At 36.1% G+C, this 20,671-nt stretch carries 23 protein-coding genes; 17 read left to right on the top strand and 6 right to left on the bottom strand.

Annotation, left to right across the window (positions count from 1 at the left end; translation table 11 throughout):
* The first annotated feature begins 426 nt into the window (after positions 1-426).
* From BQ6100_RS02540 to abc-f, 5 genes are all read left to right on the top strand, one after another.
* A complete protein-coding gene (locus tag BQ6100_RS02540) occupies positions 427-1,830 on the top strand; it encodes a cytochrome ubiquinol oxidase subunit I (RefSeq protein WP_075980236.1) in 1,404 nt (467 codons plus the stop codon).
* The gene (gene cydB, locus BQ6100_RS02545) at positions 1,817-2,830 is read left to right on the top strand and encodes a cytochrome d ubiquinol oxidase subunit II (protein WP_075980237.1); all 1,014 of its coding nucleotides are present in this window, start codon (positions 1,817-1,819) and stop codon (positions 2,828-2,830) included. Before BQ6100_RS02540 ends, cydB begins: the two co-directional genes overlap by 14 nt.
* Complete coding sequence (gene cydD / locus BQ6100_RS02550; RefSeq protein WP_075980238.1) at positions 2,830-4,557, top strand: thiol reductant ABC exporter subunit CydD; 1,728 nt, start codon at positions 2,830-2,832, stop codon at positions 4,555-4,557. Before cydB ends, cydD begins: the two co-directional genes overlap by 1 nt.
* Positions 4,554-6,290, top strand: a complete 1,737-nt coding sequence (gene cydC, locus BQ6100_RS02555) for a thiol reductant ABC exporter subunit CydC (RefSeq protein ID WP_075980239.1) — start codon at positions 4,554-4,556, stop codon at positions 6,288-6,290. Before cydD ends, cydC begins: the two co-directional genes overlap by 4 nt.
* Positions 6,291-6,679: 389 nt before the next feature.
* The gene (gene abc-f, locus BQ6100_RS02560) at positions 6,680-8,512 is read left to right on the top strand and encodes a ribosomal protection-like ABC-F family protein (RefSeq protein WP_075980240.1); all 1,833 of its coding nucleotides are present in this window, start codon (positions 6,680-6,682) and stop codon (positions 8,510-8,512) included.
* Between the two features lie 59 nt (positions 8,513-8,571).
* On the opposite strand, the gene BQ6100_RS02565 is transcribed toward abc-f, so the two are convergent.
* A complete protein-coding gene (locus tag BQ6100_RS02565; RefSeq protein WP_075980241.1) occupies positions 8,572-9,927 on the bottom strand; it encodes an MATE family efflux transporter in 1,356 nt (451 codons plus the stop codon).
* Between the two features lie 247 nt (positions 9,928-10,174).
* On the opposite strand from BQ6100_RS02565, the gene BQ6100_RS02570 reads away from it, so the two are divergent.
* The 4 genes from BQ6100_RS02570 to BQ6100_RS02585 all read left to right on the top strand — a co-directional run bounded on the left by BQ6100_RS02570 (position 10,175) and on the right by BQ6100_RS02585 (position 12,718).
* Positions 10,175-10,552: a GntR family transcriptional regulator gene (locus tag BQ6100_RS02570; protein WP_075980242.1), complete on the top strand. Its 378-nt coding sequence runs from the start codon at positions 10,175-10,177 to the stop codon at positions 10,550-10,552.
* Complete coding sequence (locus tag BQ6100_RS02575) at positions 10,552-11,418, top strand: ABC transporter ATP-binding protein (RefSeq protein ID WP_075980243.1); 867 nt, start codon at positions 10,552-10,554, stop codon at positions 11,416-11,418. Before BQ6100_RS02570 ends, BQ6100_RS02575 begins: the two co-directional genes overlap by 1 nt.
* Positions 11,411-12,064, top strand: coding sequence for an ABC-2 transporter permease (locus BQ6100_RS02580; protein WP_159433122.1), 654 nt, complete (start codon positions 11,411-11,413; stop codon positions 12,062-12,064). The genes BQ6100_RS02575 and BQ6100_RS02580 overlap by 8 nt, the downstream gene beginning before the upstream one ends.
* Positions 12,065-12,259: 195 nt before the next feature.
* Positions 12,260-12,718, top strand: coding sequence for a CBS domain-containing protein (locus BQ6100_RS02585; RefSeq protein ID WP_075980244.1), 459 nt, complete (start codon positions 12,260-12,262; stop codon positions 12,716-12,718).
* Positions 12,719-13,005: 287 nt separating this feature from the next.
* Here the strand turns inward: BQ6100_RS02585 and BQ6100_RS02590 are convergent, their stop codons facing one another.
* Positions 13,006-13,194 (bottom strand): YfhD family protein, encoded by a 189-nt coding sequence (locus BQ6100_RS02590; protein WP_075980245.1) that lies wholly within the window; start codon positions 13,192-13,194, stop codon positions 13,006-13,008.
* 119 nt (positions 13,195-13,313) lie between these two features.
* Positions 13,314-13,445 carry a YfhE family protein gene (locus BQ6100_RS02595; RefSeq protein WP_075983407.1) on the bottom strand — a complete coding sequence of 44 codons (132 nt, stop codon included), beginning with the start codon at positions 13,443-13,445 and terminating at the stop codon, positions 13,314-13,316.
* 137 nt (positions 13,446-13,582) lie between these two features.
* Here BQ6100_RS02595 and recX point away from each other — a divergent pair, with 137 nt between their 5' ends.
* On the top strand, positions 13,583-14,401 hold the full coding sequence (gene recX / locus BQ6100_RS02600; protein ID WP_075980246.1) for a recombination regulator RecX: 819 nt from the start codon (positions 13,583-13,585) through the stop codon (positions 14,399-14,401).
* Positions 14,402-14,432: 31 nt separating this feature from the next.
* Positions 14,433-14,762: a YfhH family protein gene (locus tag BQ6100_RS02605; protein ID WP_075980247.1), complete on the top strand. Its 330-nt coding sequence runs from the start codon at positions 14,433-14,435 to the stop codon at positions 14,760-14,762.
* A gap of 28 nt (positions 14,763-14,790) precedes the next feature.
* Here BQ6100_RS02605 and BQ6100_RS02610 read toward each other — a convergent pair whose 3' ends face one another.
* Positions 14,791-14,961 carry a small, acid-soluble spore protein K gene (locus BQ6100_RS02610; RefSeq protein WP_075980248.1) on the bottom strand — a complete coding sequence of 57 codons (171 nt, stop codon included), beginning with the start codon at positions 14,959-14,961 and terminating at the stop codon, positions 14,791-14,793.
* A gap of 145 nt (positions 14,962-15,106) precedes the next feature.
* Between BQ6100_RS02610 and BQ6100_RS02615 the strand changes: the two genes are divergently transcribed.
* Positions 15,107-15,376 carry a YfhJ family protein gene (locus tag BQ6100_RS02615; protein WP_075980249.1) on the top strand — a complete coding sequence of 90 codons (270 nt, stop codon included), beginning with the start codon at positions 15,107-15,109 and terminating at the stop codon, positions 15,374-15,376.
* Positions 15,377-15,404: 28 nt separating this feature from the next.
* Here the strand turns inward: BQ6100_RS02615 and BQ6100_RS02620 are convergent, their stop codons facing one another.
* The gene (locus BQ6100_RS02620; RefSeq protein WP_075980250.1) at positions 15,405-16,385 is read right to left on the bottom strand and encodes a metal-dependent hydrolase; all 981 of its coding nucleotides are present in this window, start codon (positions 16,383-16,385) and stop codon (positions 15,405-15,407) included.
* A 446-nt stretch (positions 16,386-16,831) separates the two neighbouring features.
* Here BQ6100_RS02620 and mutY point away from each other — a divergent pair, with 446 nt between their 5' ends.
* Entirely contained in the window at positions 16,832-17,932 is a 1,101-nt protein-coding gene (gene mutY, locus BQ6100_RS02625) for an A/G-specific adenine glycosylase (RefSeq protein ID WP_075980251.1), read from the top strand.
* A gap of 36 nt (positions 17,933-17,968) precedes the next feature.
* Here mutY and BQ6100_RS02630 read toward each other — a convergent pair whose 3' ends face one another.
* Positions 17,969-18,148, bottom strand: a complete 180-nt coding sequence (locus BQ6100_RS02630) for a hypothetical protein (RefSeq protein WP_075980252.1) — start codon at positions 18,146-18,148, stop codon at positions 17,969-17,971.
* 130 nt (positions 18,149-18,278) lie between these two features.
* On the opposite strand from BQ6100_RS02630, the gene fabL reads away from it, so the two are divergent.
* The 4 genes from fabL to ntdP all read left to right on the top strand — a co-directional run bounded on the left by fabL (position 18,279) and on the right by ntdP (position 20,632).
* The gene (gene fabL, locus BQ6100_RS02635; protein ID WP_075983408.1) at positions 18,279-19,028 is read left to right on the top strand and encodes an enoyl-[acyl-carrier-protein] reductase FabL; all 750 of its coding nucleotides are present in this window, start codon (positions 18,279-18,281) and stop codon (positions 19,026-19,028) included.
* Between the two features lie 73 nt (positions 19,029-19,101).
* Complete coding sequence (locus BQ6100_RS02640; RefSeq protein WP_075980253.1) at positions 19,102-19,302, top strand: gamma-type small acid-soluble spore protein; 201 nt, start codon at positions 19,102-19,104, stop codon at positions 19,300-19,302.
* Positions 19,303-19,622: 320 nt separating this feature from the next.
* The gene (locus BQ6100_RS02645) at positions 19,623-19,880 is read left to right on the top strand and encodes a YgaB family protein (protein WP_075980254.1); all 258 of its coding nucleotides are present in this window, start codon (positions 19,623-19,625) and stop codon (positions 19,878-19,880) included.
* Positions 19,881-20,101: 221 nt separating this feature from the next.
* Positions 20,102-20,632: a nucleoside tri-diphosphate phosphatase gene (ntdP, locus tag BQ6100_RS02650; RefSeq protein WP_075980255.1), complete on the top strand. Its 531-nt coding sequence runs from the start codon at positions 20,102-20,104 to the stop codon at positions 20,630-20,632.
* Positions 20,633-20,671: the final 39 nt, after the last annotated feature.

The raw sequence follows: 20,671 nt of genomic DNA on the forward strand, positions 1-20,671 counted from the left end.
ATAACATAGGATTATGTGAAAAAGTTTGTGAAATATTGAACAAACTATGAATGTTATTGTGAAAACGCTTTACTGAAAATATTGCTATAAACGTTGATATATCAGTATTGATAGAGGAGAAGGAGCAAAACGATTTTTGATAATTTATGAGGAAATGTTTGGTTATTCTGTTGTGAAAGATGAACAAACTTTGGATAAAATTTCCAAACAGAACAGTATTTTTATTCTAAATGGTTTCTTGTGATTCCTAGTTGGAATAGTAATATGGGGATAGAATTGTATTTTTTAATTAGAAAAATGAATAAGTTGTATTTAGAAAATACAGAAAGTTACCAAATTTGTAACGGATAATCCTCCCTTATTTCACAACCTTTTTTCATTATATTGGTATAGTAAAGTTGGTGGATAAAGTTAGGAGGGAAGGTTATGAATGAACTAATTCTTGCTCGTATTCAATTTGCCTCTACGACAATATTTCATTTTATTTTTGTTCCATTATCAATTGGATTAGCCTTTATGATTGCCCTGATGCAAACCATGTATGTTGTTAAGAAAAAAGAGATTTATAGGGACATGACAAAGTTTTGGGGGAAATTTTTTCTCATAAATTTTGCTGTCGGTGTTGTGACCGGAATCATTCAAGAGTTTCAATTTGGGATGAACTGGTCAAGCTACTCTAGATTTGTCGGTGACGTATTCGGTGCACCGTTAGCCATCGAGGCATTACTTGCATTTTTTATTGAGTCTACTTTTATCGGTTTATGGATTTTCGGGTGGGATAAACTACCAAAGAAGCTTCATTTAGCATGCATCTGGCTCGTATCACTCGGAACAGCAATATCAGCGCTTTGGATATTAGCTGCAAACTCATTTATGCAAAATCCACTAGGGTATGCCATTCAAAATGGTCGAGCAGAAATGAATAATTTCTTAGAGATCATTACGAATCCAAAGCTTTTAGTTGCTTTTCCACATACGATTTTTGCTAGTCTCGCAACTGCTTCCTTCTTTATGCTAGGAGTAAGTGCATGGTATTTATTAAAGAAAAGAAATACAGAGTTATTTAAGTTATCAATGACTGCACCATTAATTGTCGGATTAATTTCAACTTTGGGAATCGCATTTACAGGTCACTCTCAAGCAACCTATTTAGTTGAGGCACAGCCAATGAAAATGGCCGCTGCTGAAGGGTTATGGGAGGATAGCGGTGATCCTGCACCTTGGACTGTTGTTGCAAACATCAATACAGATGAGAAGGAAACAATCGCTCGATTAGAAATCCCAGCATTATTGAGCTATCTGTCCTATGGGGAATTTAGCGGTGAGGTTAAAGGGATGAATACCCTTCAAGATCAATACGTTAAGGATTATGGAGAGGGGAATTATATTCCTCCAGTAAAAACTACATTCTGGAGCTTCCGTATCATGGTTGTTGCAGGAGGCTTAATGATTTTATTAAGCATGATTGGTCTATTCATTAGATGGCGTGGAAAATTAGAAAGTAGTTCAGCCTATCTAAAATGGATGGTTCCGGCCATCTTCTTTCCATATATTGCAAACGCCTTTGGATGGATTATGTCTGAATTTGGCCGTCAACCTTGGGTTGTATATGGTCTAATGACAACAGAAGCTGGTATTTCACCAAATGTATCCTCTGGCTCAATAATGTTCTCGCTAATTGCCTTTATCTTAATCTATACACTGCTTGCTGTTGCAATGGTGTACTTGTTTGTAAAAGTTATTAAGCATGGTCCATATGAAAAGCTTAGTGAAGATATATCGGTATCAGATCCGTTCAGTATAGGGGGGACAAAACATGCAATTAAGTGAGTTGTGGTTTATCCTTGTCGCCGTACTATTTGCTGTGTTTGTTTTATTAGAAGGGTTTGATTTTGGAGTTGGAATGAGCACAAAGTTTCTAGCAAGGAATGAATCTGAAAAAAGAGTTTTGATTAATTCAATTGGTCCTTTTTGGGATGCGAATGAGGTATGGTTATTAACAGCAGGAGGAGCAATGTTTGCTGCTTTTCCTCATTGGTATGCAACATTATTTAGCGGTTATTATATCCCGTTTGTTGTTTTATTGCTTTGTTTAATCGCACGCGGAGTATCCTTTGAATTCCGTGGAAAGGTAAAAACAAGAGAGTGGTCAAATGTTTGGGATTGGGCTATTTTCTTAGGAAGCTTATTACCACCATTTTTGTTAGGAGTATTATTCTCCAGTTTAATTAAAGGATTACCAATCGATCAAGAAATGACAATGCATGCCGGGTTCCTCGATATTGTAAATGTATATACTGTTGTTGGAGGTATTGCATTTGTGATGTTGGCGTATATGCACGGACTAATGTTCATTTCCTTGAAAACAGATGGCGATCTCCGTGTACGTGCGAAACAGATGGCATTAAAAATGTATATTGCCACAGCGGCGGTGATTGTATTGTTTGTTGGTTTAACGGCTGTATTTACTGATGCTTATACTAAGAGGGGAGCTATTCTCATCCCGTTATACCTGGTAGCAATCGTTCTATATTTACTCCTTTTCAGATTCTTACGAAGGAATCAAGAAGGATTTAGTTTTGCAACTACAGGGATTATTTTAGTAATGGTAACAGCATCGTTCTTTATTGCGCTGTTCCCTAATGTTTTAATTAGCTCCACAGACACAATTTATAATCTAACAGTCTATAATGCTGCTTCTGGCCATTACTCTTTAAAGCTAATGACAATAGTAGCCTTGACAATGGTTCCAATTGTACTAGCTTATACCATCTGGAGCTATTATGTATTTCGTAAACGTGTGACAGATAAGGAGCATCTAGAATACTGATGGACAAACATCTTTTTCACTACAAAGGCAGTACACGCATTATTTTAGCCGTAGGAGTCCTAACTATTGGACAGGGGATGGCTATTATATATCAAGCAATTCTTCTTTCAAGAGGGATTACCAATATGTTTAATAGGGCAGCTTGGACCGCTGCCCTTCCCATTCTTTTCGGCTTTCTAGTCGTTTTTTTGATAAGGCACTTATTACAATGGATAAAGGATCGAATTGCTTATCGTTTTGCAGAGTCCACTGCTACTCATCTTCAATTCCAATTTATAAATAAGATATTTGCAATTGGACCAAATGCCATTGGCAGGTTTGGTTCTGGTAATTTAATCACTCTTTGTTTAGAAGGTACCCCGAATTTTAGAACCTATTTAGAGCTTTTTATTCCGCGTTCCATTTCAGTGGCTTGTATACCTATTATGCTACTCGTTTATGTATTTATTACCGATAAGCTCTCAGGTTATGTGTTAGTGGCTACAATGCCTATAATGATTATCTTTTTAATTTTATTAGGACTAATTGCTAAGACAAAGATTACTGCTCAAATGGGTACCTTTGAAGTACTTTCCCGCCATTTTGTTGACTCCTTGAGAGGGCTAGTCACTTTAAAGTATTTAGGTAAAAGCAAATCTCACGAAAAGGCCATAGAATTCGTTAGTAATAAATATCGAATGGCAACGAATAGAACGTTACGTATTGCCTTTTTATCAACATTTTCCCTGGATTTTTTCTCGAGTTTATCTGTAGCTGTGGTGGCAGTTGAACTAGGATTACGATTAATTGAGGGGAGCATTGGTTTAGAGGCTGCTCTTGGAATACTGATTCTAGCACCGGAATATTTCCAACCAATACGCATCTTAGGAAATGACTATCATGCTACGATGAATGGCAAGGAAGCGGGGGAACAGATCCAAATATTTTTGCGCCAAGCTGATATGATTCATAAAGAGGAACAGGTAATTATCCCTAGATGGAATAAGGATAGTACTCTCTCTATTGAAAGGTTATCGAAAAAATGTGAGGATGAGAATCGGTTTATTTTAAGGGACATTGGATTCTCTGTTAATGGCTTTCAAAAGATAGGAATCATTGGAGCATCTGGTTCAGGAAAGTCTACTTTAATAGAATTGTTATCAGGTTTCACTCCATCCTCAAGGGGCTTGATTGAGATTAATGGCTGCAAGCTTGATAACTTTTCAGTTGAGGCTTGGCAGAAACAAATAACCTATATTCCGCAGCATCCCTATATTTTTTCAGGAAGTGTTAAGGAAAATATCTGTTGGTATTCTCCTAACTCTACTATGGAGGAAATTGATAGAGTCTTAGATATTGCTGGGTTAAGGGAATTAGTTGATGAACTGCCAAATGGACTTGATGAAGATATTGGTCAAGGTGGTCGAAGCTTAAGTGGTGGGGAGGAGCAAAGAATTGCTTTATCCCGTTCTTTATTGCAAAATCGTCCAATTATGCTATTTGATGAACCAACTGCTCATTTAGATATTGAAACAGAGTATGAAATGAAAAAGATGATGCTCCCATTAATGGAAAATAAGCTTGTATTTTTCGCAACACACAGACTCCATTGGATGAAGGATATGGATGTAATTCTTGTGTTAGATGCTGGAAGACTCATTGAGATAGGCACACATGAGGAACTCTATGACAATCAAGGGGCATATTATCAGCTTATACAAGCCCATAGGGGAGAAATGCTGGGATGAAACTTTTACAAATGTTTATTATACCATATATCAAAAGGTACTCCCGTTCCGTATTACTAGTCGTGTTTTTTGGTGTATTAACGATTATTGGAAGCTCGATGCTAACCTTTACCTCCGGCTATTTAATTTCTAGCGCATCACTTATGCCCGTTAATATTCTAATACTTTATGTTCCTATTGTATTAGTTCGGACATTCGGTATTTCACAGGCAATAACCCGTTATTTAGAACGTTTGATAGGGCATAATGCGGTTTTGAAAATCCTTTCGAATATGCGCGTTCATTTATATCAGATGCTGGAACCACAAGCTTTATTTATCCGCTCACGTTTTCAAACAGGTGATCTACTGGGGACCCTTGCAGACGATATTGAACATTTACAGGATGTCTATATCCGAACCATCTTTCCAACACTTGTAGCTTTGTTTGTGTTAGTGATATCTGTTATTTCAATCGCCTTTTTGGATTTTACCTTTGCCATCTGGGTTGGGTTATGTTTTTCTATCATTGTTATTATTTACCCACTTATTTCTCTTTATCTTTTAAAAAGAAGGCAAATTGAGCAGAGAAAATTAAAGAGCAATCTTTATTCTTCTCTTACAGATGCAGTCTTTGGTATAAGTGATTGGATTATTAGTGGCAATCAGAAAAGTTATATGAGTCATTTTATAATAGAAAGTCAAAAGAATAATGCTATTGACAGAAGGCTACATCATTGGTATCAGTCCCGGGAATTTCAATTGAGAGTGATATCAGGCTTTATATTAATAATGGTGGGCATATGGGCAGGGGGAAAAGCGGAGGAAGGATTGATTGGGCCTACCTATATAGCGGCTTTCACCCTTGTAACCATTCCAATGATCGAGGGGTTAATTCCCGTTTCACGTGCAATAGAAAGAATACCTTCTTACAAAGAATCATTAAAACGTCTTGAGCGTATTCAAACGTTTATGCCAAAGGAAATGAATAATAACATACTCCATGATTCCTCCTTATATGACAAGGGAGAAATATTGATAAACCATGTTTCATTTAGCTATCATCAAAATCAGGGGGACGAAACCCTTAAAGATATTAATCTAGCTATTAAGCAGGGTGAAAAAATAGCCATTCTTGGAAAAAGTGGAGCGGGCAAATCAACGTTATTACAATTATTACTCGGAGTCATGGTTCCTTATCAAGGGGATATTATGATTAATGGTTACTCTCCTATCCAATATGGAGAGGAGATCTATCAGGTGATGGGGATATTAAATCAAAAGCCATATTTATTTGCTACGACCGTTGAAAACAATATTCGGTTAGGGAATGACAAGGCAACTAGAGAAGAAATTGAAAGGGTCATTGAACTAGTAAAACTCGATAAATATGTTCATTCCTTACCTAGAGGTCTTTTGACACAAATGGAGGAAACTGGTCAACGTTTTTCAGGTGGGGAAAGGCAGCGAATTGCCCTTGCAAGAATTTTATTAAAAAACACCCCAATAGTTGTACTAGATGAACCGACAGTAGGCCTCGACCCACAAACAGAATATGATTTACTGAAAACGATTTTTGAAGTCTTAAAGGATAAAACCGTAATCTTGATCACTCATCATTTAATAGGTATAGAGAAAATGGACCAAATTGTGTTCATGGACAAAGGGAGGATTGCTATGAAAGGCGATCATCATCTGTTATTAGAAACAAACGAACGTTATCGCCAACTATATAAATTAGACAGAGGGATTTAAAGGGATAGTTACTTCTGCCATATTAATGGTGATAGGTTTGGATGAATTTAGTTTTATCGTACCTGGTATCTCATTGAAAATATTGTCAACTCTTGATATAATCAATGAGAATATAAACAAGGAGGCATCAAAAATTACACAATGGATATCCGATAAATTTTTTCGCTAATCAATTGAAAAGCAAAAAAATTAACTTTGCATTGCAAAGAACAGGATACCTGTGTCATTTTTTAGATGTCAGATTGAATAGAATTTTAGATAAAGTTTAGGGATATTGCATGGATTATTATTTTGTGTAATCATTGTGTTCCCCACTTTATGTATTTTTATCATTCCAGGCACAGGGTTGTTACCTGTGCCTTTTTGCATGCAAAAAAGGAGTGAGATGTTTGTTTATATTAAAAGTAGATCATCTAAAAATGGAATATAACGGTACCACCTTATTTGAGGGGGCATCCTTGGAAATTAAGCCAAAGGAGCATGTTGCATTAATTGGGGAAAATGGGGTAGGAAAAACCACCTTCTTAAAAGGAATTCTTGGAGAGGCTCCTGTGGTCAAGGGAGAGATTATGTACGGAGTCCAACGGGATGAAATAGGGTGGATGGAGCAGGATGGGATAAATGATACCAACCTAACCACTCGAGAATATGTCGAAGGGAATAACGAGCTGAATAGTGGTTTGAAAAAGAAATTAAACCAATTGACAAAACAACTCACAGGAAATGGTCAAGATGAAAAACTTATCAACGCATATAACGAGGCATTACAAAAGTATCTGGACGCCAATGGCTATGAGTGGGAATCAGAAGTTGAGAAGGTTCTATCAAAGCTGGGGATTCCCGAAAACCTCTGGGATACTCCCTTTGTTAGTCTTAGCGGAGGACAGAAAACTCGCGTGAAGCTTGCACGAGTAATTATTGGTTCTCCAAAGCTACTTATACTTGACGAGCCAACCAATCATTTAGATGTAGAGACGGTGGAATGGCTCCAGGAGTGGATTAATCGTTACAAGGGTAGTGTGTTATTTATATCCCATGAACGGGAATTTATTGATAAATGTGCGAATGTAACTTATGAATTAACTAAAAGCGGAACCAATAAATATATCGGTGGTTATAGCTTTTATAAAGAGCAAAAGGAACATGAAATCAAAACAAAACAATATTTATATGAGAAACAGGAGCAAGAGAGAAAAAAACTGTTAGAAGCCATACAAACGTACAAAGATTGGCACCAGCAAGCAAAAGCTACAGCAAGTGTGCGAAATCCCTATGCGCAAAAGCAAGCGGCAAAACAGGCTGTGAAGTATAAAGTAAAGGAAAAGGCTTTAGAACGGTTAGAGAAGGAACGGATAGAGAAACCGAAGGAACCGTCTGTGATACATGCAAGCTTTGAAACACAGGAGTTCTCGTCTAAAAAGATGCTAAGCCTAACGGATGTAGACTTTTCCTATGGAAATCATCCTGTCATTCAAAAGGTCACACTAGAAATCAATCGAGGAGATCGGGTGGCTGTTGTCGGAAAAAATGGTAGTGGAAAAACAACTTTACTTAAGCTAATGACAGGTGGGTTAGCCCCATTATCTGGGTCCATTGCTCGAAATCCACAATTAAAAATTGGATATTTCTTTCAAGAACTTGAGAGTTTGAATGAAGAAAATACAATTTTGGATGAATTATTATCGATTCCAAATATGAAGCAATCAGATGCTAGAACAATATTAGCATGTTTTTTATTCCACAAAGAAGAGGTATTCAAGAAAATTAACCAATTGAGCATGGGGGAAAAATGCAGAGTAGCATTTGTTAAGCTATATTTCTCAGAAGCGAATTTACTAGTCTTAGATGAGCCTACTAATTATCTAGATATTCCAACAAGGGAGCGGATAGAGGATGCGCTTAATTCCTATCCCGGTTCGGTTGTGATAGTTTCCCATGACCCTTATCTGTTAAGAAAGATAGCCAATAAGGTCGTCCATGTGGAAAATAAAGTGGTGAGCACCTTTTTTGGTGGATATGAGGAATGGGAGCAGCATTCAGATATATCTTCACAAAATCAATCACTGATGAATGAATTGCAATTATTAGATCTGGAGCTGTTGGATCTTTTGAGTAAGGAGACTAATGAAATAGAAGAAGAGGAGAGAGGAAGATTAGAAAAGGTTCGTCAATTAAAAGGAGAGATTGATTATATAAAACAATTAATTGAAAAGAATAGTTAATGAGTACCAGGTACCGTTCATGGATTGATTGATATCCATAGGTGGTACCTGGTAATATTTTAAGAAACCATCTTGACCTTCATTTTTCTTTCCCAGGGTCTTTTTATCCAACGTTTTAATGCAAATAATCCCCTTAGCCATTCATCAAATCCTTGAGCAATCCAAATTCCAAGCAACCCAAGACCAAGCTGAATTCCAAAGATATAGCTTAATACGACACATACTCCCCACATTGAAATCATTCCAATGATAACTGGAAAACGTACATCTCCTGCAGATTTTAGCGAGCTCATCAATACTAAATTCATTGCTCTTCCGGGTTCAATGAAAACAATTGCCCATAACACTGGAAGTCCAATGGAAATAATGTTTGGGTTGTCGGTGAAAAATCCTAAAACTGGTTCTCCAATCAATGCAACCATAAGTGATGCAACAAAGGAGGCAACCATTGCTATTTTCAATGTTCGTATGCCTCGCCGTAATGCACGGTCATATTGTCTGCCTCCGATATATCTTGCAACTAGAAGTTGAGTGCCCATTGCAATAGCAAGAGAAAATAAATAACAAACCATAGAAATATTTTGAATATATACCCTTGCTGCGAGTGTGGAGGCTCCGATGGATGCAACAAAACCAGTAATAATTAATTGTGAAAACTGATAGGAGAGGTTTTCACCAGCTGATGGAACCCCAATAGATAGTAACCCACGAATATCCTCTTTTTTTATAGTAATTAAATCAATCAATCTAATTCTTATAGAGAGCTTTCGATAAACTAAATAAAATAATGCCACTGTCGCAAAAACACGAGCTACAACCATTGCCCAAGAAACACCTGTTACACCGGTTACCGGAAGACCAAATAAACCAAAAATGGCAAGTATATTTCCTCCAACGCTAATGATATCCATCAAAACAGTAACAATCATTGAATCCTTTGTATATCCATGGCTCCTTAAAACGGATCCTAAAGCCAAAGAAAGAGATTCAAAGGCAAGAGAAAGACCACATATTCGAACAAAAATAAGCCCGTACTCCAATACCTTCCCTTGAATGTCAAATAAACTTAATAGTGGTTTTCCAAATATAAATACCACAAGTGCAATGGTGATCCCAAACCAAAAGTTTAAGCCTACGGCAGAACGGGCAAGCTGCTTTGCCTTATGAATTTGATTTGCACCTAATTTTTGTCCTATAAGGATTGTTGCACCTACTGCAGTAACATTAAAAACTAATATGAAAATATTTAATAATTGGTTTCCAACTCCAACTCCAGCCGCCGCCGCATCTGAATAATGACTGAGAATAAAGGTGGCGATAATTCCCATTCCCATATGTAAAGCTAATTCGATAAAAAGTGGCCAAGTAATGTTAAAAAGAGTTTGCTCTTGATAGTTGTTTTTCTGTTCTGTCAATGTGTTTGTCTCCTTTATTTTACTAGGCCTACTTGCATAGCCCAATATTAACTCATTTTAATCCTAAATCTGAAAAAGGAAAATAGAAAAATAGGATATTCGTTGATTGTAATAAGATGGACAAAATAAATAATTGTATAATTGTTGACTATGCTGTTCATACTGTATATACTGTATATATACAGTATGAACTAACAAAATAAAAAGGGTTAACTGCTCGTTAAAACTTAGAAAGGGGATGGTTTTTTTGAATATTATCATTTCCAATGCAGCACAAGAACCCATTTATGAGCAAATCATGAGTCAAATCAAAGGCCTAATCATGAAGGGCGATTTAACTCCAGAACAAGCTCTTCCCTCGATAAGAAATCTTGCTAAAGAGCTACAAATAAGCGTCATCACGACAAAGAGGGCTTACGATGAGCTTGAAAAGGAGGGGTACATTGTTACTGTACCAGGTAAGGGGTCATTTATCGCCTCTAAGAATAAAGAGCTTTTTCGAGAGGCAAGAATCAAAATAGTTGAGGAAAAAATCGCAGAGGCAGTATCCACGGCTAAGTATGTAGGAATTACCCTTGAGGAGCTAAAGGAAATGTTGACTCTTTTATATGAGGAGGATGAGTGATGGAAAAAATCTTGGAAATTCAAAATTTATGTAAGAACTATAAGGATTTCTCCCTAAATAATATTAGCATGTCATTGGATAGGGGATTTATCATGGGTTTTATAGGTCCCAATGGGGCAGGAAAAAGTACAACTATAAAGCTAATTATGAATTTAATTTCTAAAGACAGTGGAGAAATAAGAGTGTTTGGTCAAGACCATAAAAAAAATGAAATCAAGATTAAGGAAAGAATAGGCTTTGTCTATGATGAAAGCCATTATTACGAAGACTTAACCATTTTACAGATGAAGAAAATCATTAGCAAATTTTATAAAAAATGGGATGACAATGCATTCTATCAATATATTAAAGCGTTTAATCTACCAATTAATAAGAAAATTAAAGATTTGTCCAAGGGGATGAAAATGAAATTTTCTTTAGCGATTGCCCTCTCCCATCATGCAGAGCTATTAATCATGGACGAACCAACATCTGGACTGGATCCGCTTGTAAGAAGTGAATTACTAGATATATTAATGGATCTTATACAAGACGAGCGAAAAGGAATTCTTTTCTCCACTCATATCACGTCTGATTTAGATAAAATAGCAGATTACATTACTCTCATACATGAGGGGGAAGTCATATTATCTTTGCCGAAGGATGAAATCTTTGAACAGTATGGGATTATTAAGGGCAGGAAGGAATTTTTAACTGAACAAACTAGGAAATACTTTATCGGAATAAAGGAAAATGAATATGGCTTTGAGGGATTAGTCCGAGATAAAACGGAATGTAAAAGGAAATTTGGACCAAATATCATTGTGGAGAAGCCGAATCTTGAAGATGTCATGTTATTTTATACAAGAGGTGGTAAAGGTGCTTAAATTAATCTGGAAAGACACTTTAGTCCAAAAACGTACGTTAATCTTTGCATTTTTCTTTTTTATTTATTTCATGATCGTGTTTCAAAAAATGGGTGCAGCTGGATTAACAGGGGGAGTTGTGGTCTTAACCTATGCTATTGCATTTGGTGCAAGTGCCATTGAGGATAAAAATAAGGTCGAAATTATGCTGAATAGTTTACCAATTAAAAGGTCAAGTATTGTGATAGCTAAATATTTATCAGTATTTTCCTATACCTTTGTTATTTTGCTAGCCTGTTATTTTGTCTCTACCCTTACAAGTTTGGTAGAGCTTCCAATCAAAGTGGTTCCATTTTCAATAGAAGGAGCTTTGGGTGGAATAATTGCAGTAGCGTTATTCACATCAATTAATTTCCCAATTATTTTTAAGTATGGTTATATCAAATCAAGGTTTGTAAATTTTGCTCTATTTTTCATTTTCTTCTTTGGTGGAACCTCCCTTACTGGATATTTGAAGGAAAACCAACATTTTCTTAAACTGATGGTGAGCCTTGGAAATTTGAGCGTAGAACAGCTGACATTGCTATTGCTGATACCGACTATGGTCATACTCATCATCTCAATTATGATTTCATTAAATTTTTATAAAAAGCGAGAATTCTCGTAATTCAAATATAAATTTTATGCTTCATTTTCGCTCCACTTAGCAAATGAAAGGGAACAAGATTAAAGATCACTCTAGTAATACAATACTAGAGTTGATCTTTTTTTTTATTGTGTTATAGGAATTTTTTTAGGTAAGGGGTATTCTAATATTATAAAAATAATTAGTACAGCTGCAACTGTATAAGGAGAGAATAAAGTGAAAGCTAAAGATATTATGGTTAAAAATGTCATAAAGGTGAAGGAAAATCAATTAATTCAGGACGTTTTAGACCGTTTTGTTGAATATCGTATTAGTGGTATACCAGTGGTAAATGATCGAAATGAACTTGTGGGCTATGTAAGTGATGGAGACATTATGAAGTGGATAGGAAAGCATGACCCCGTTATCATAAACTACTTTTATTACACAACGGTTATTGAGGATGAGGAAAGCTTAGAGGATAAATTTAAAAGATTGCTTAATAAAAATGTTATGGAAGTGGCAAAGAAAAACGTCATAACGGTTGATGAGGATACAGAAATCGAAAAGGTAGCCGAAATATTAGGAAGAAGAAGGATTAAAAAGGTACCTGTCGTTAAAAACAATGTACTTACTGGGATCATTAGTAGAGGGGACATCGTTCGATCTTTAAAGCAACTTTTTCATGTAGATTGATGAGAAGTCATTTTTCCAAACGATTCATTTAATAGGGATTACTGGGGGTTATACACAATCAAAACTATTGGTATATAGACTTTCCACAGACTTATTAACATTATCCACAGTTTTTTAAGGATTTGTTTACAAAAATTATACACAATAACCAATTAATTGACAATTGTTATGATAGGGTTTCGTGAGGTTATCCACATTATCAACAATCATGTGGATAAAGTTATTCACATGTATATTGGGGCAAAGCAGCAGATGGAGCTCTGCTGCTTATAGTCATAGTTAAAGTCTTACTTTTTCTTATTTCTTTTCACTCTTTCGTCTGCTGCCTTAGAACGTGCCATTGCTTCTAAATCCTCATGATCGGCTAAATCCCTGTCAAATTCAACGTCTAGCCCATCAGATTTTAGGTTTTTCGGAACCTGTGGAAGAGAAGCTTTGTTTCGATCACGTGTTTTATGTCCTTGAGCACGACCCAAGTGAAAAACCCCTTTCAATAAAAAAGTACGGAATACATATCCGCACTTTTATCGTTTGCTAAAGGACTTTTTAATATGTTTGGAAATTATTTACCAAAAGGAAATGGTTGATTATGTACCTATTTGATTTCCCTTGTTTTAAATCCTCCAGCTTGGTCGGCTCGTTTAAATTCTCGAGTGTAGGTGACTTCTTGCATGCTAGATAGATTTCTTTTCCTTTTTTCCTTCTTTTTCTTTTCCAAATAAAACATCCTTTCGTTATTTAGATAGAAAGCAATCAACTATATTTTTCCCTAAATAGTCGGATTCATACAAAAAATGAAAGGGGAAATCTCAATAATCGGCAAGAAAAAGAAAATGTGCTAAATTATTAATGGAGGTGATCATTTTGGCTATTATCACGAAAATCACCGTACAGAAAAATAAAAGTGATCGATATAATATTTTCATGGATGATGGAACAGGGGAAAAATATGCCTTTAGCGTAGATGAGGATGTATTGATAAAGTTTCAACTAAAAAAGGGAATTGAACTAGACCCATTTGCCCTTACAGAAATCAGTTATCAGGATGATATTCGAAAGGCATATAATTTAGCTGTTCAATTTTTGGCGAGAAGAATCCGATCCGAGCATGAAGTTCGGGAATACTTACTAAAAAAAGAAATCGATGAACCAATTATTCAGGAAGCAATTCATAAATTATATGAGTATCAATTTTTAAATGATGAGGAATATGCAAAGGCTTATGTCCGTACAACGATGAATACAACGGATAAAGGATCTGTTTTAACTAAAAGGGAATTAAAGGATAAGGGCATTTCTGAATCGAATATTCGAATAGCCTTGAAGGAATATGATTTTGAACACGAATACGAGAAGGCCAAAATCCTTAGTGAAAAGTTTTGTCAAAAAAATAATAAAGATTCTCTTCGAATGATTCAACAAAAGCTGGAGCAGCTACTTATGCGTAAAGGGTACCAAACTGAAATTATAACCAGGGTTCTGAATGAATATAAAGTTGAAAATGACGAGGCTGTAAACCTTCAAGCCATTCGAATACAGGGAGAGAAGGCGTTAAGGAAATTTTCTAAATATAGCGGGTATGAGTTTCAGCAAAAAATGAAGCAGGCATTATTCAGAAAAGGCTTTTCACTTGATATGATTGAAGAGTATTTACAAGAGGTCAAGGCTAATCATGAGTCATGAAGCATAAGAAGATAGATGGAAGGTGAGAAACATGCAACAAGAAAAAAGATATAGTGAAATGACACCATATGAGCTTCAGCAGGAAATATCAAAGTTAAATGAAGGGGCCAGAAAAGCTGAACAAATGGGGATGGTTAATGAGTTTTCAGTATTAGAAAGAAAGGCCGTAATGGCCAAGTCTTATTTACTAAATCCCGAGGATTTCCTACCAGGTGATATTTATGAAATAGAGGGGGACCCTGGTTCTTACTTTAAAATAGAGTATTTAAATGGTGTACTAGCTTGGGGTTATCGCTTGCATGGAAATGAAAAAGAAGAAGCTTTACCTATATCAATGCTAAAAAGATTAGAGGAATTCTAAAGCAAAATGCCTTAGAATTCCTTTCCATTTATTGGTTGGTGCCTGGCACCTCTCTATGTGATGAGGCGTACATTCGTTCTTGAGGATGTGTATTTATTGTTCCATCCGCTCGTCTTGAGGCAAATTCTGCTTTTGCTCGAGGTTCTCCTTGAAACTTATTGTCATGACCATATGGAAATCCCTTAGCTTTATTCCGCAAGAAAAACACCACCTCAGATAATATGGAGAAATGACTGGCTTGTGAAAAACAGTATGAATGTTTCTCACTTAAATGTATTATGGGTTGTTTTGGGTGAGACTATGTTTGAAAATTTAATATTTCAATTGGAAAAGAGGGAACGAATATGAATGAATACCAAAATAGATTAATCGAATTGCTCCTAGAAAAAAATAAGACTATCTCAATAAATCAAGCACAGACCTGGGTTGAACTCTTATGGGATGATTTTGAAACAACCTATGCAAAGGCTGGTAGAGAGTATATGGGAAGCGAAATGACTGAAAGAATTGTAAGGCAATGGATAAATCAATATGGTGATAGACTACACGAATTTACATCAAACAATCCGAAATATAAACATCTGCTTGAACAAGATCCATCTAAGCTAAATTAAAAAAAGCGATGCTGACATTGCATCGCCTTTAATTTGGTAATTCACTGAGTTTTCTTTGTAGTTTTGCTTCGCTAAAAATCCATCCGGTATATGAATTCTTAATATTTAATTCAAAATCTAAATGAACAACTGCAACAAAAGGATAATGTCCATTGCTACGATATCTTAAATCGATAAAGCGAACTTCATAGTAATCATCGTATTCATCCACTTCCCAACGATAAACTGGAGAAAACGAAAGGAAAGCTGCGAGATTTTTATCCTTCTTTGCCGCCTCCAAAACAGGGGTTTCTGGAACGGGCATACGGTTAAATTGATCTAATATCTCAACATGATTATTGAGTGCACGCCCCACAAAGAATTGTTTCTTGTTCATAATTGCTAGCTTCCATTGATGAAATTTCATGGTTGGAGCAATGATGATATCCGTTGCGTCAGGTATAATCTCCTTCACTGCTTTCATTACCCTTCGCTGGGAGATAAAGCGAACGAAATAGTAAGCCACTATTATTGCATAAAGGGCTAAAAAGACATATCCCGGATTCCCACCAAACCCCCAAATGATTAACCCAATAACATGTAAGCCAAATATGATGGGGTCAAAGGTGTTAATGATTCCTAATGCAATCCATTTTGATGTAAAGGGTCTTAAAGCTTGAGTTCCATATGCGTTAAAAATATCAACAAACACATGAAGGAAAACAGCTAGAAACGTCCAAATCCATAAATGAAACAAGTTTGTTTCTGGAAAGAAAGGATATAATGCAGCAATAATTGCCAAAGGCCAAAGAAGAATAGCAGGGACCGAATGAGTAATCCCTCGATGATTTCTAATATAAACGGCATTATTGCGTAATTTTAGCACTGTATCAATATCGGGTGCTTGCGACCCAATGATGGTTCCAATTAATACACTTGTTGCTGTTACAGAACTCTCTGCAACGATTGGATCAAGCGTTGCAAGTCCACCTAAAGCTAGACCCATTACTACATGAGTTCCAGTATCCAAAGGAAGGACCTCCTTCATAAGGAAAAAATTAATATCTTACCTGTCTTAATTTTATCAATTAAACCCTTGTAATAACAGTTAAAAGTGATTTAATTGTAAAGAGTTGCGATTATTGCAACATATGGATGATCAATAGGCAATTTATCGCAGGTTAACGGGCAGAAGGACCCCACTTCTAAACTGTGAGAAATCGAAGAGGATAAGTGGGAGATCAACTGTCCGAAAACTGCCGATTGGTTCAACTAACCATCAGTGGGGATGAATTCGACTAAATACACCACGTGATGTGGCAATGTCGACACTAGCACATCCTGTGCGACGAAAATCCCCCGCTGATGGAAGCTTCACTTTATCAAATTTATTTTCTCTCATATTTTTTGGATTAACCTAATTTATTATGAGTCAAGGAATAAATAATCAATAGTATAACAACTGGAGGAGAAACTTTGGGAGAAAAAACGCTTAATAATCTGGAAAAGTTAGATATAAAAAAATTTCAAAATGATCTTATCAGTTGGTTTGAAGCTGAAAAAAGGGATTTACCATGGAGAAATGACCAGGATCCATATAAAGTTTGGGTCTCTGAAATTATGCTTCAACAGACTAGAGTAGATACAGTTATCCCATATTTTAATCGTTTTATAGAAAACTTTCCCACAATACAAGCTTTATCAGAAGCAGATGAAGAAAAGGTATTGAAAATGTGGGAAGGTCTTGGCTACTATTCAAGGGTTCGAAATCTTCACTCAGCGGTAAAGGAAGTCATTGAGAAATATGATGGAGTGGTACCAAATACCCCTGAAAAAATATCCTCATTAAAAGGTGTTGGACCCTATACTGCTGGAGCCATACTTTCGATAGCATATGGTTTGCCTGAGCCAGCAGTTGATGGAAATGTCATGCGTGTGATTTCAAGAGTATTGTCTATATGGGATGACATAGCAAAAACATCTTCAAGAAAAACTTTTGAAGCAGCCATTAGGGCGATGATATCGCAGGACAATCCTTCATTTTTCAATCAAGCATTAATGGATCTAGGCGCACAAATTTGTACACCAACTTCGCCTTCATGCCTTTTATGTCCAGTTAGGGAGCATTGTATCTCTTTTGATGAAGGTACATCTAACGAATTACCAGTAAAAACTAAGAATAAGAAACAAAAGGACATTCATTTATCAGCTGCCATATTAAAGGATGAAAGCGGAAATTATCTTATTCACAAAAGAGGTCCAAATGGATTACTAGCTAATCTTTGGGAGTTCCCAAATACAGAAATAAATCTAAAACAGATAAGCGAAAAGGAACAGCTATGTTTATTTTTAAATGATTCTTATAGGGCTGAAGTGGAGCTAAGTGAAATAATTGGACATATAGAGCATGTCTTTTCACATTTAAAATGGTATATCAACGTTTATGAAGGAAAAATCATAAATCAAGTACAAGAACAAGGGAATCTGAGGTTAGTTAATCTAACTGAATTAAATCAATTGGCCTTTCCAGTATCCCATCAAAAAATGATTCGAATGATTGAAGGGGTTAATTCTTAATGAATTAGCCCCTTCTTTTAGGAATAAGGTTTAATACTAATTTAGTCCCCCACGTGCCATAATTTCCTCTATAATTTCTCGATGAATTGATTGTCCTTCAACGTTTAGATAGGGTGTCATTTGTTGAAGAGAATGATGAAAATAGGTTAGTTCCTCTTGAGACCATTCAGATTTTGATTTCATAGAAAGCTCTGTCATATCACGACCACTATACATAGTATTCTTCCCTTCGTCTAATGTTTGAGTATATTGGCCAGTACCCATTCATGTCTTATTTTTTTTCCTATAATTGCTATATATACATAGAAAAGCTAAAATGAAGAAAAATGAGGAAAGGAAAGGACTTATGACACAAAAGGTAGCATTAATAACTGGATCTAGTCGAGGTATTGGGAAGGCAACCGCCATAAGACTAGCACAAGAAGGGTACGATATTGTCCTTAACTATGCTAGGAGCAAGACGCAAGCATTGGAGACCGCCGCTGAAATTGAGGCTCTTGGCAGAAAGGTTCTTGTGGTAAAGGCAAATGTGGGGGACGTTGCAAAAATTAAGGGGATGTTTGAGGAAATACGTGAAACCTTTGGCGGCCTTGATGTTTTCGTGAGCAACGCAGCTTCTGGTGTCCAACGTCCAATTATGGAGCTGGAAGAATCTCATTGGAATTGGACAATGAACATTAATAGTCGAGCATTATTATTTTGTGCGCAAGAAGCGGCAAAATTAATGGAGTTAAAGGGTGGAGGAAAAATTGTAAGTGTTAGCTCACTAGGGGCTATACGCTATTTAGATAATTATACAGTAGTGGGCGTTTCAAAAGCAGCGGTCGAGGCTCTAACGAGGTATTTGGCTATTGAACTTGCACCAAAAAATATTGTAGTCAATGCCGTATCCGGTGGGGCTATTGATACAGATGCCTTAAAGCATTTTCCAAATAGAGAAGAGCTTTTGGCCGGTGCAAAGGAAAAAACACCTGCCGGTAGAATGGTCGAAATTGATGATATGGTGAATACCATTATGTTTTTAATTAGTGATCAAGCAAGTATGATTCGCGGACAGACTATTATTGTGGATGGTGGAATTTCATTACTCGTCTAACATTAAATTGGTAAAAAAAGTTAGGATAGTTTTCACCTCACTCGGTAACATTAATATCGTGGAGGTGATAATAGTGGCAAAACAACCAAACCAATCTCAATCAGGTACTAACATTCAACAAGTTAGACAACAAAATGCACAATCTGCAGGTGCTGGTAGCCAAGGTCAATTTGGTACAGAATTTGCTAGTGAAACAAATGCACAACAAGTAAGACAACAAAATCAACAAGCTGAAGCTCGTAAAAACCAAAATTCTGGCTTACAAGGTCAATAAATGATAAGAAAGGCACTCTAATACGGTAGGGTGTCTTTCTTTATTTTTTTATACTGACTAGCTGTACACGCTTTTTCTAGGTCCGGCGGCTTGAGCTAGTAAAATCCCGGATTTTGTGACACGATAAATTAGCATCGTCAACTTCCCTCGTGTAGGTTTCTCTTTCTCTTACAATCCCAGTCCATATAGCGCTGTGCGAGCTCTCTCTGCTTTTATTCCTATTCGACAAATTCTCTTCTTAGTCTACAGAAGTAGTCAAAGGAGATTATAGGGTTTTTCTCGAATTAGATATTAAGAAACGATTCGGGACGGTGATTGTCATGAATAACTTCAATCAATTAGTAAATGAACAAATGAAGACAATGGAGAAGCTATTATTTTTGCAGGCAGAGCTTGAGCGCTGTCAGGAGCTTGAAAAAGAATTGAGGTCTCTTCAACAAGAGACAGAATTAGAAAGTATCCAAATAGAAATAGCAAAAATGAAAGAAGAATTATTAGCCATTCATAAAACATTTGAAAATCAAACAGAGGAAGTTATTCGTTCCTATCAGGATTGGGACATTCCCGTTCAATCATAAGGGTGTCCCCTGACAAAGCTCAACAATTTAAGAGTTTTTATTACTTTTTTTAGCAGTCATTGATTTTTCAATGGCTCTTTGTTTTAAATTTTTCCTTTTACCGTTATAATAGTAGAAAAAAGGAAATGTTCTTTGTTGCCTTGGTAAGACTATTAGATAAGGAGAAAAACAAATAACCCCCGTTAGGTCACAAAGCTTCAAAAATGAAAGTAGGGAGAGAAATGGGCGTACCCATCGAAGGTGAACCAATACAAATTCATAGCTATAAACATAATGGGCACATCCATCGCGTCTGGGAAGAAACAACCGTATTAAAGGGGACACAAAGTCTAGTAATTGGCGGAAATGATCGAACAATTGTTACAGAGTCTGATGGGAGAACCTGGATTACAAGAGAGCCAGCGATTTGTTATTTTCATACACAGTGTTGGTTTAATGTAATTGGAATGATTAGAGAAGATGGAATTTATTATTATTGTAATTTAAGTTCCCCATTTATTTGTGATAATGAGGCACTAAAGTATATAGATTACGACCTAGATATTAAGGTATTTCCGGATATGACATTTAATTTATTAGATGAAGATGAATATGAAAGACATCGAAAAGAAATGAATTATCCTGATGTAATTGATAAAATACTTAAAACAAATGTTGATACTTTAATTCGATGGATTCGTCAAAGGAAAGGTCCCTTCGCACCAGACTTTATTGACATATGGTACGAGCGTTATCTAACTTATAGACGCTAAAAAGTGGATATTGAAAATGCCTAGATTGATTAAGGTGAC

The organism is Bacillus massilinigeriensis, assembly GCF_900117315.1.
Lineage (GTDB): Bacteria > Bacillota > Bacilli > Bacillales > Cytobacillaceae > Bacillus_BE > Bacillus_BE massilionigeriensis.

Excerpts from the sequence above, each read along its gene's own strand:
- BQ6100_RS02540 (WP_075980236.1), top strand. The coding sequence starts at position 427 with ATGAATGAACTAATTCTTGCTCGTATTCAATTTGCCTCTACGACAATA.
- BQ6100_RS02630 (WP_075980252.1), bottom strand. The coding sequence starts at position 18,148 with ATGTATAGTGGTCGTGATATGACAGAGCTTTCTATGAAATCAAAATCT.
- BQ6100_RS02575 (WP_075980243.1), top strand. The coding sequence starts at position 10,552 with ATGGAAAAAATCTTGGAAATTCAAAATTTATGTAAGAACTATAAGGAT.
- cydC (WP_075980239.1), top strand. The coding sequence starts at position 4,554 with ATGAAACTTTTACAAATGTTTATTATACCATATATCAAAAGGTACTCC.
- BQ6100_RS02595 (WP_075983407.1), bottom strand. The coding sequence starts at position 13,445 with ATGTTTTATTTGGAAAAGAAAAAGAAGGAAAAAAGGAAAAGAAATCTA.
- cydB (WP_075980237.1), top strand. The coding sequence starts at position 1,817 with ATGCAATTAAGTGAGTTGTGGTTTATCCTTGTCGCCGTACTATTTGCT.
- BQ6100_RS02615 (WP_075980249.1), top strand. The coding sequence starts at position 15,107 with ATGAATGAATACCAAAATAGATTAATCGAATTGCTCCTAGAAAAAAAT.
- cydD (WP_075980238.1), top strand. The coding sequence starts at position 2,830 with ATGGACAAACATCTTTTTCACTACAAAGGCAGTACACGCATTATTTTA.
- BQ6100_RS02605 (WP_075980247.1), top strand. The coding sequence starts at position 14,433 with ATGCAACAAGAAAAAAGATATAGTGAAATGACACCATATGAGCTTCAG.
- BQ6100_RS02645 (WP_075980254.1), top strand. The coding sequence starts at position 19,623 with ATGAATAACTTCAATCAATTAGTAAATGAACAAATGAAGACAATGGAG.
- ntdP (WP_075980255.1), top strand. The coding sequence starts at position 20,102 with ATGGGCGTACCCATCGAAGGTGAACCAATACAAATTCATAGCTATAAA.
- fabL (WP_075983408.1), top strand. The coding sequence starts at position 18,279 with ATGACACAAAAGGTAGCATTAATAACTGGATCTAGTCGAGGTATTGGG.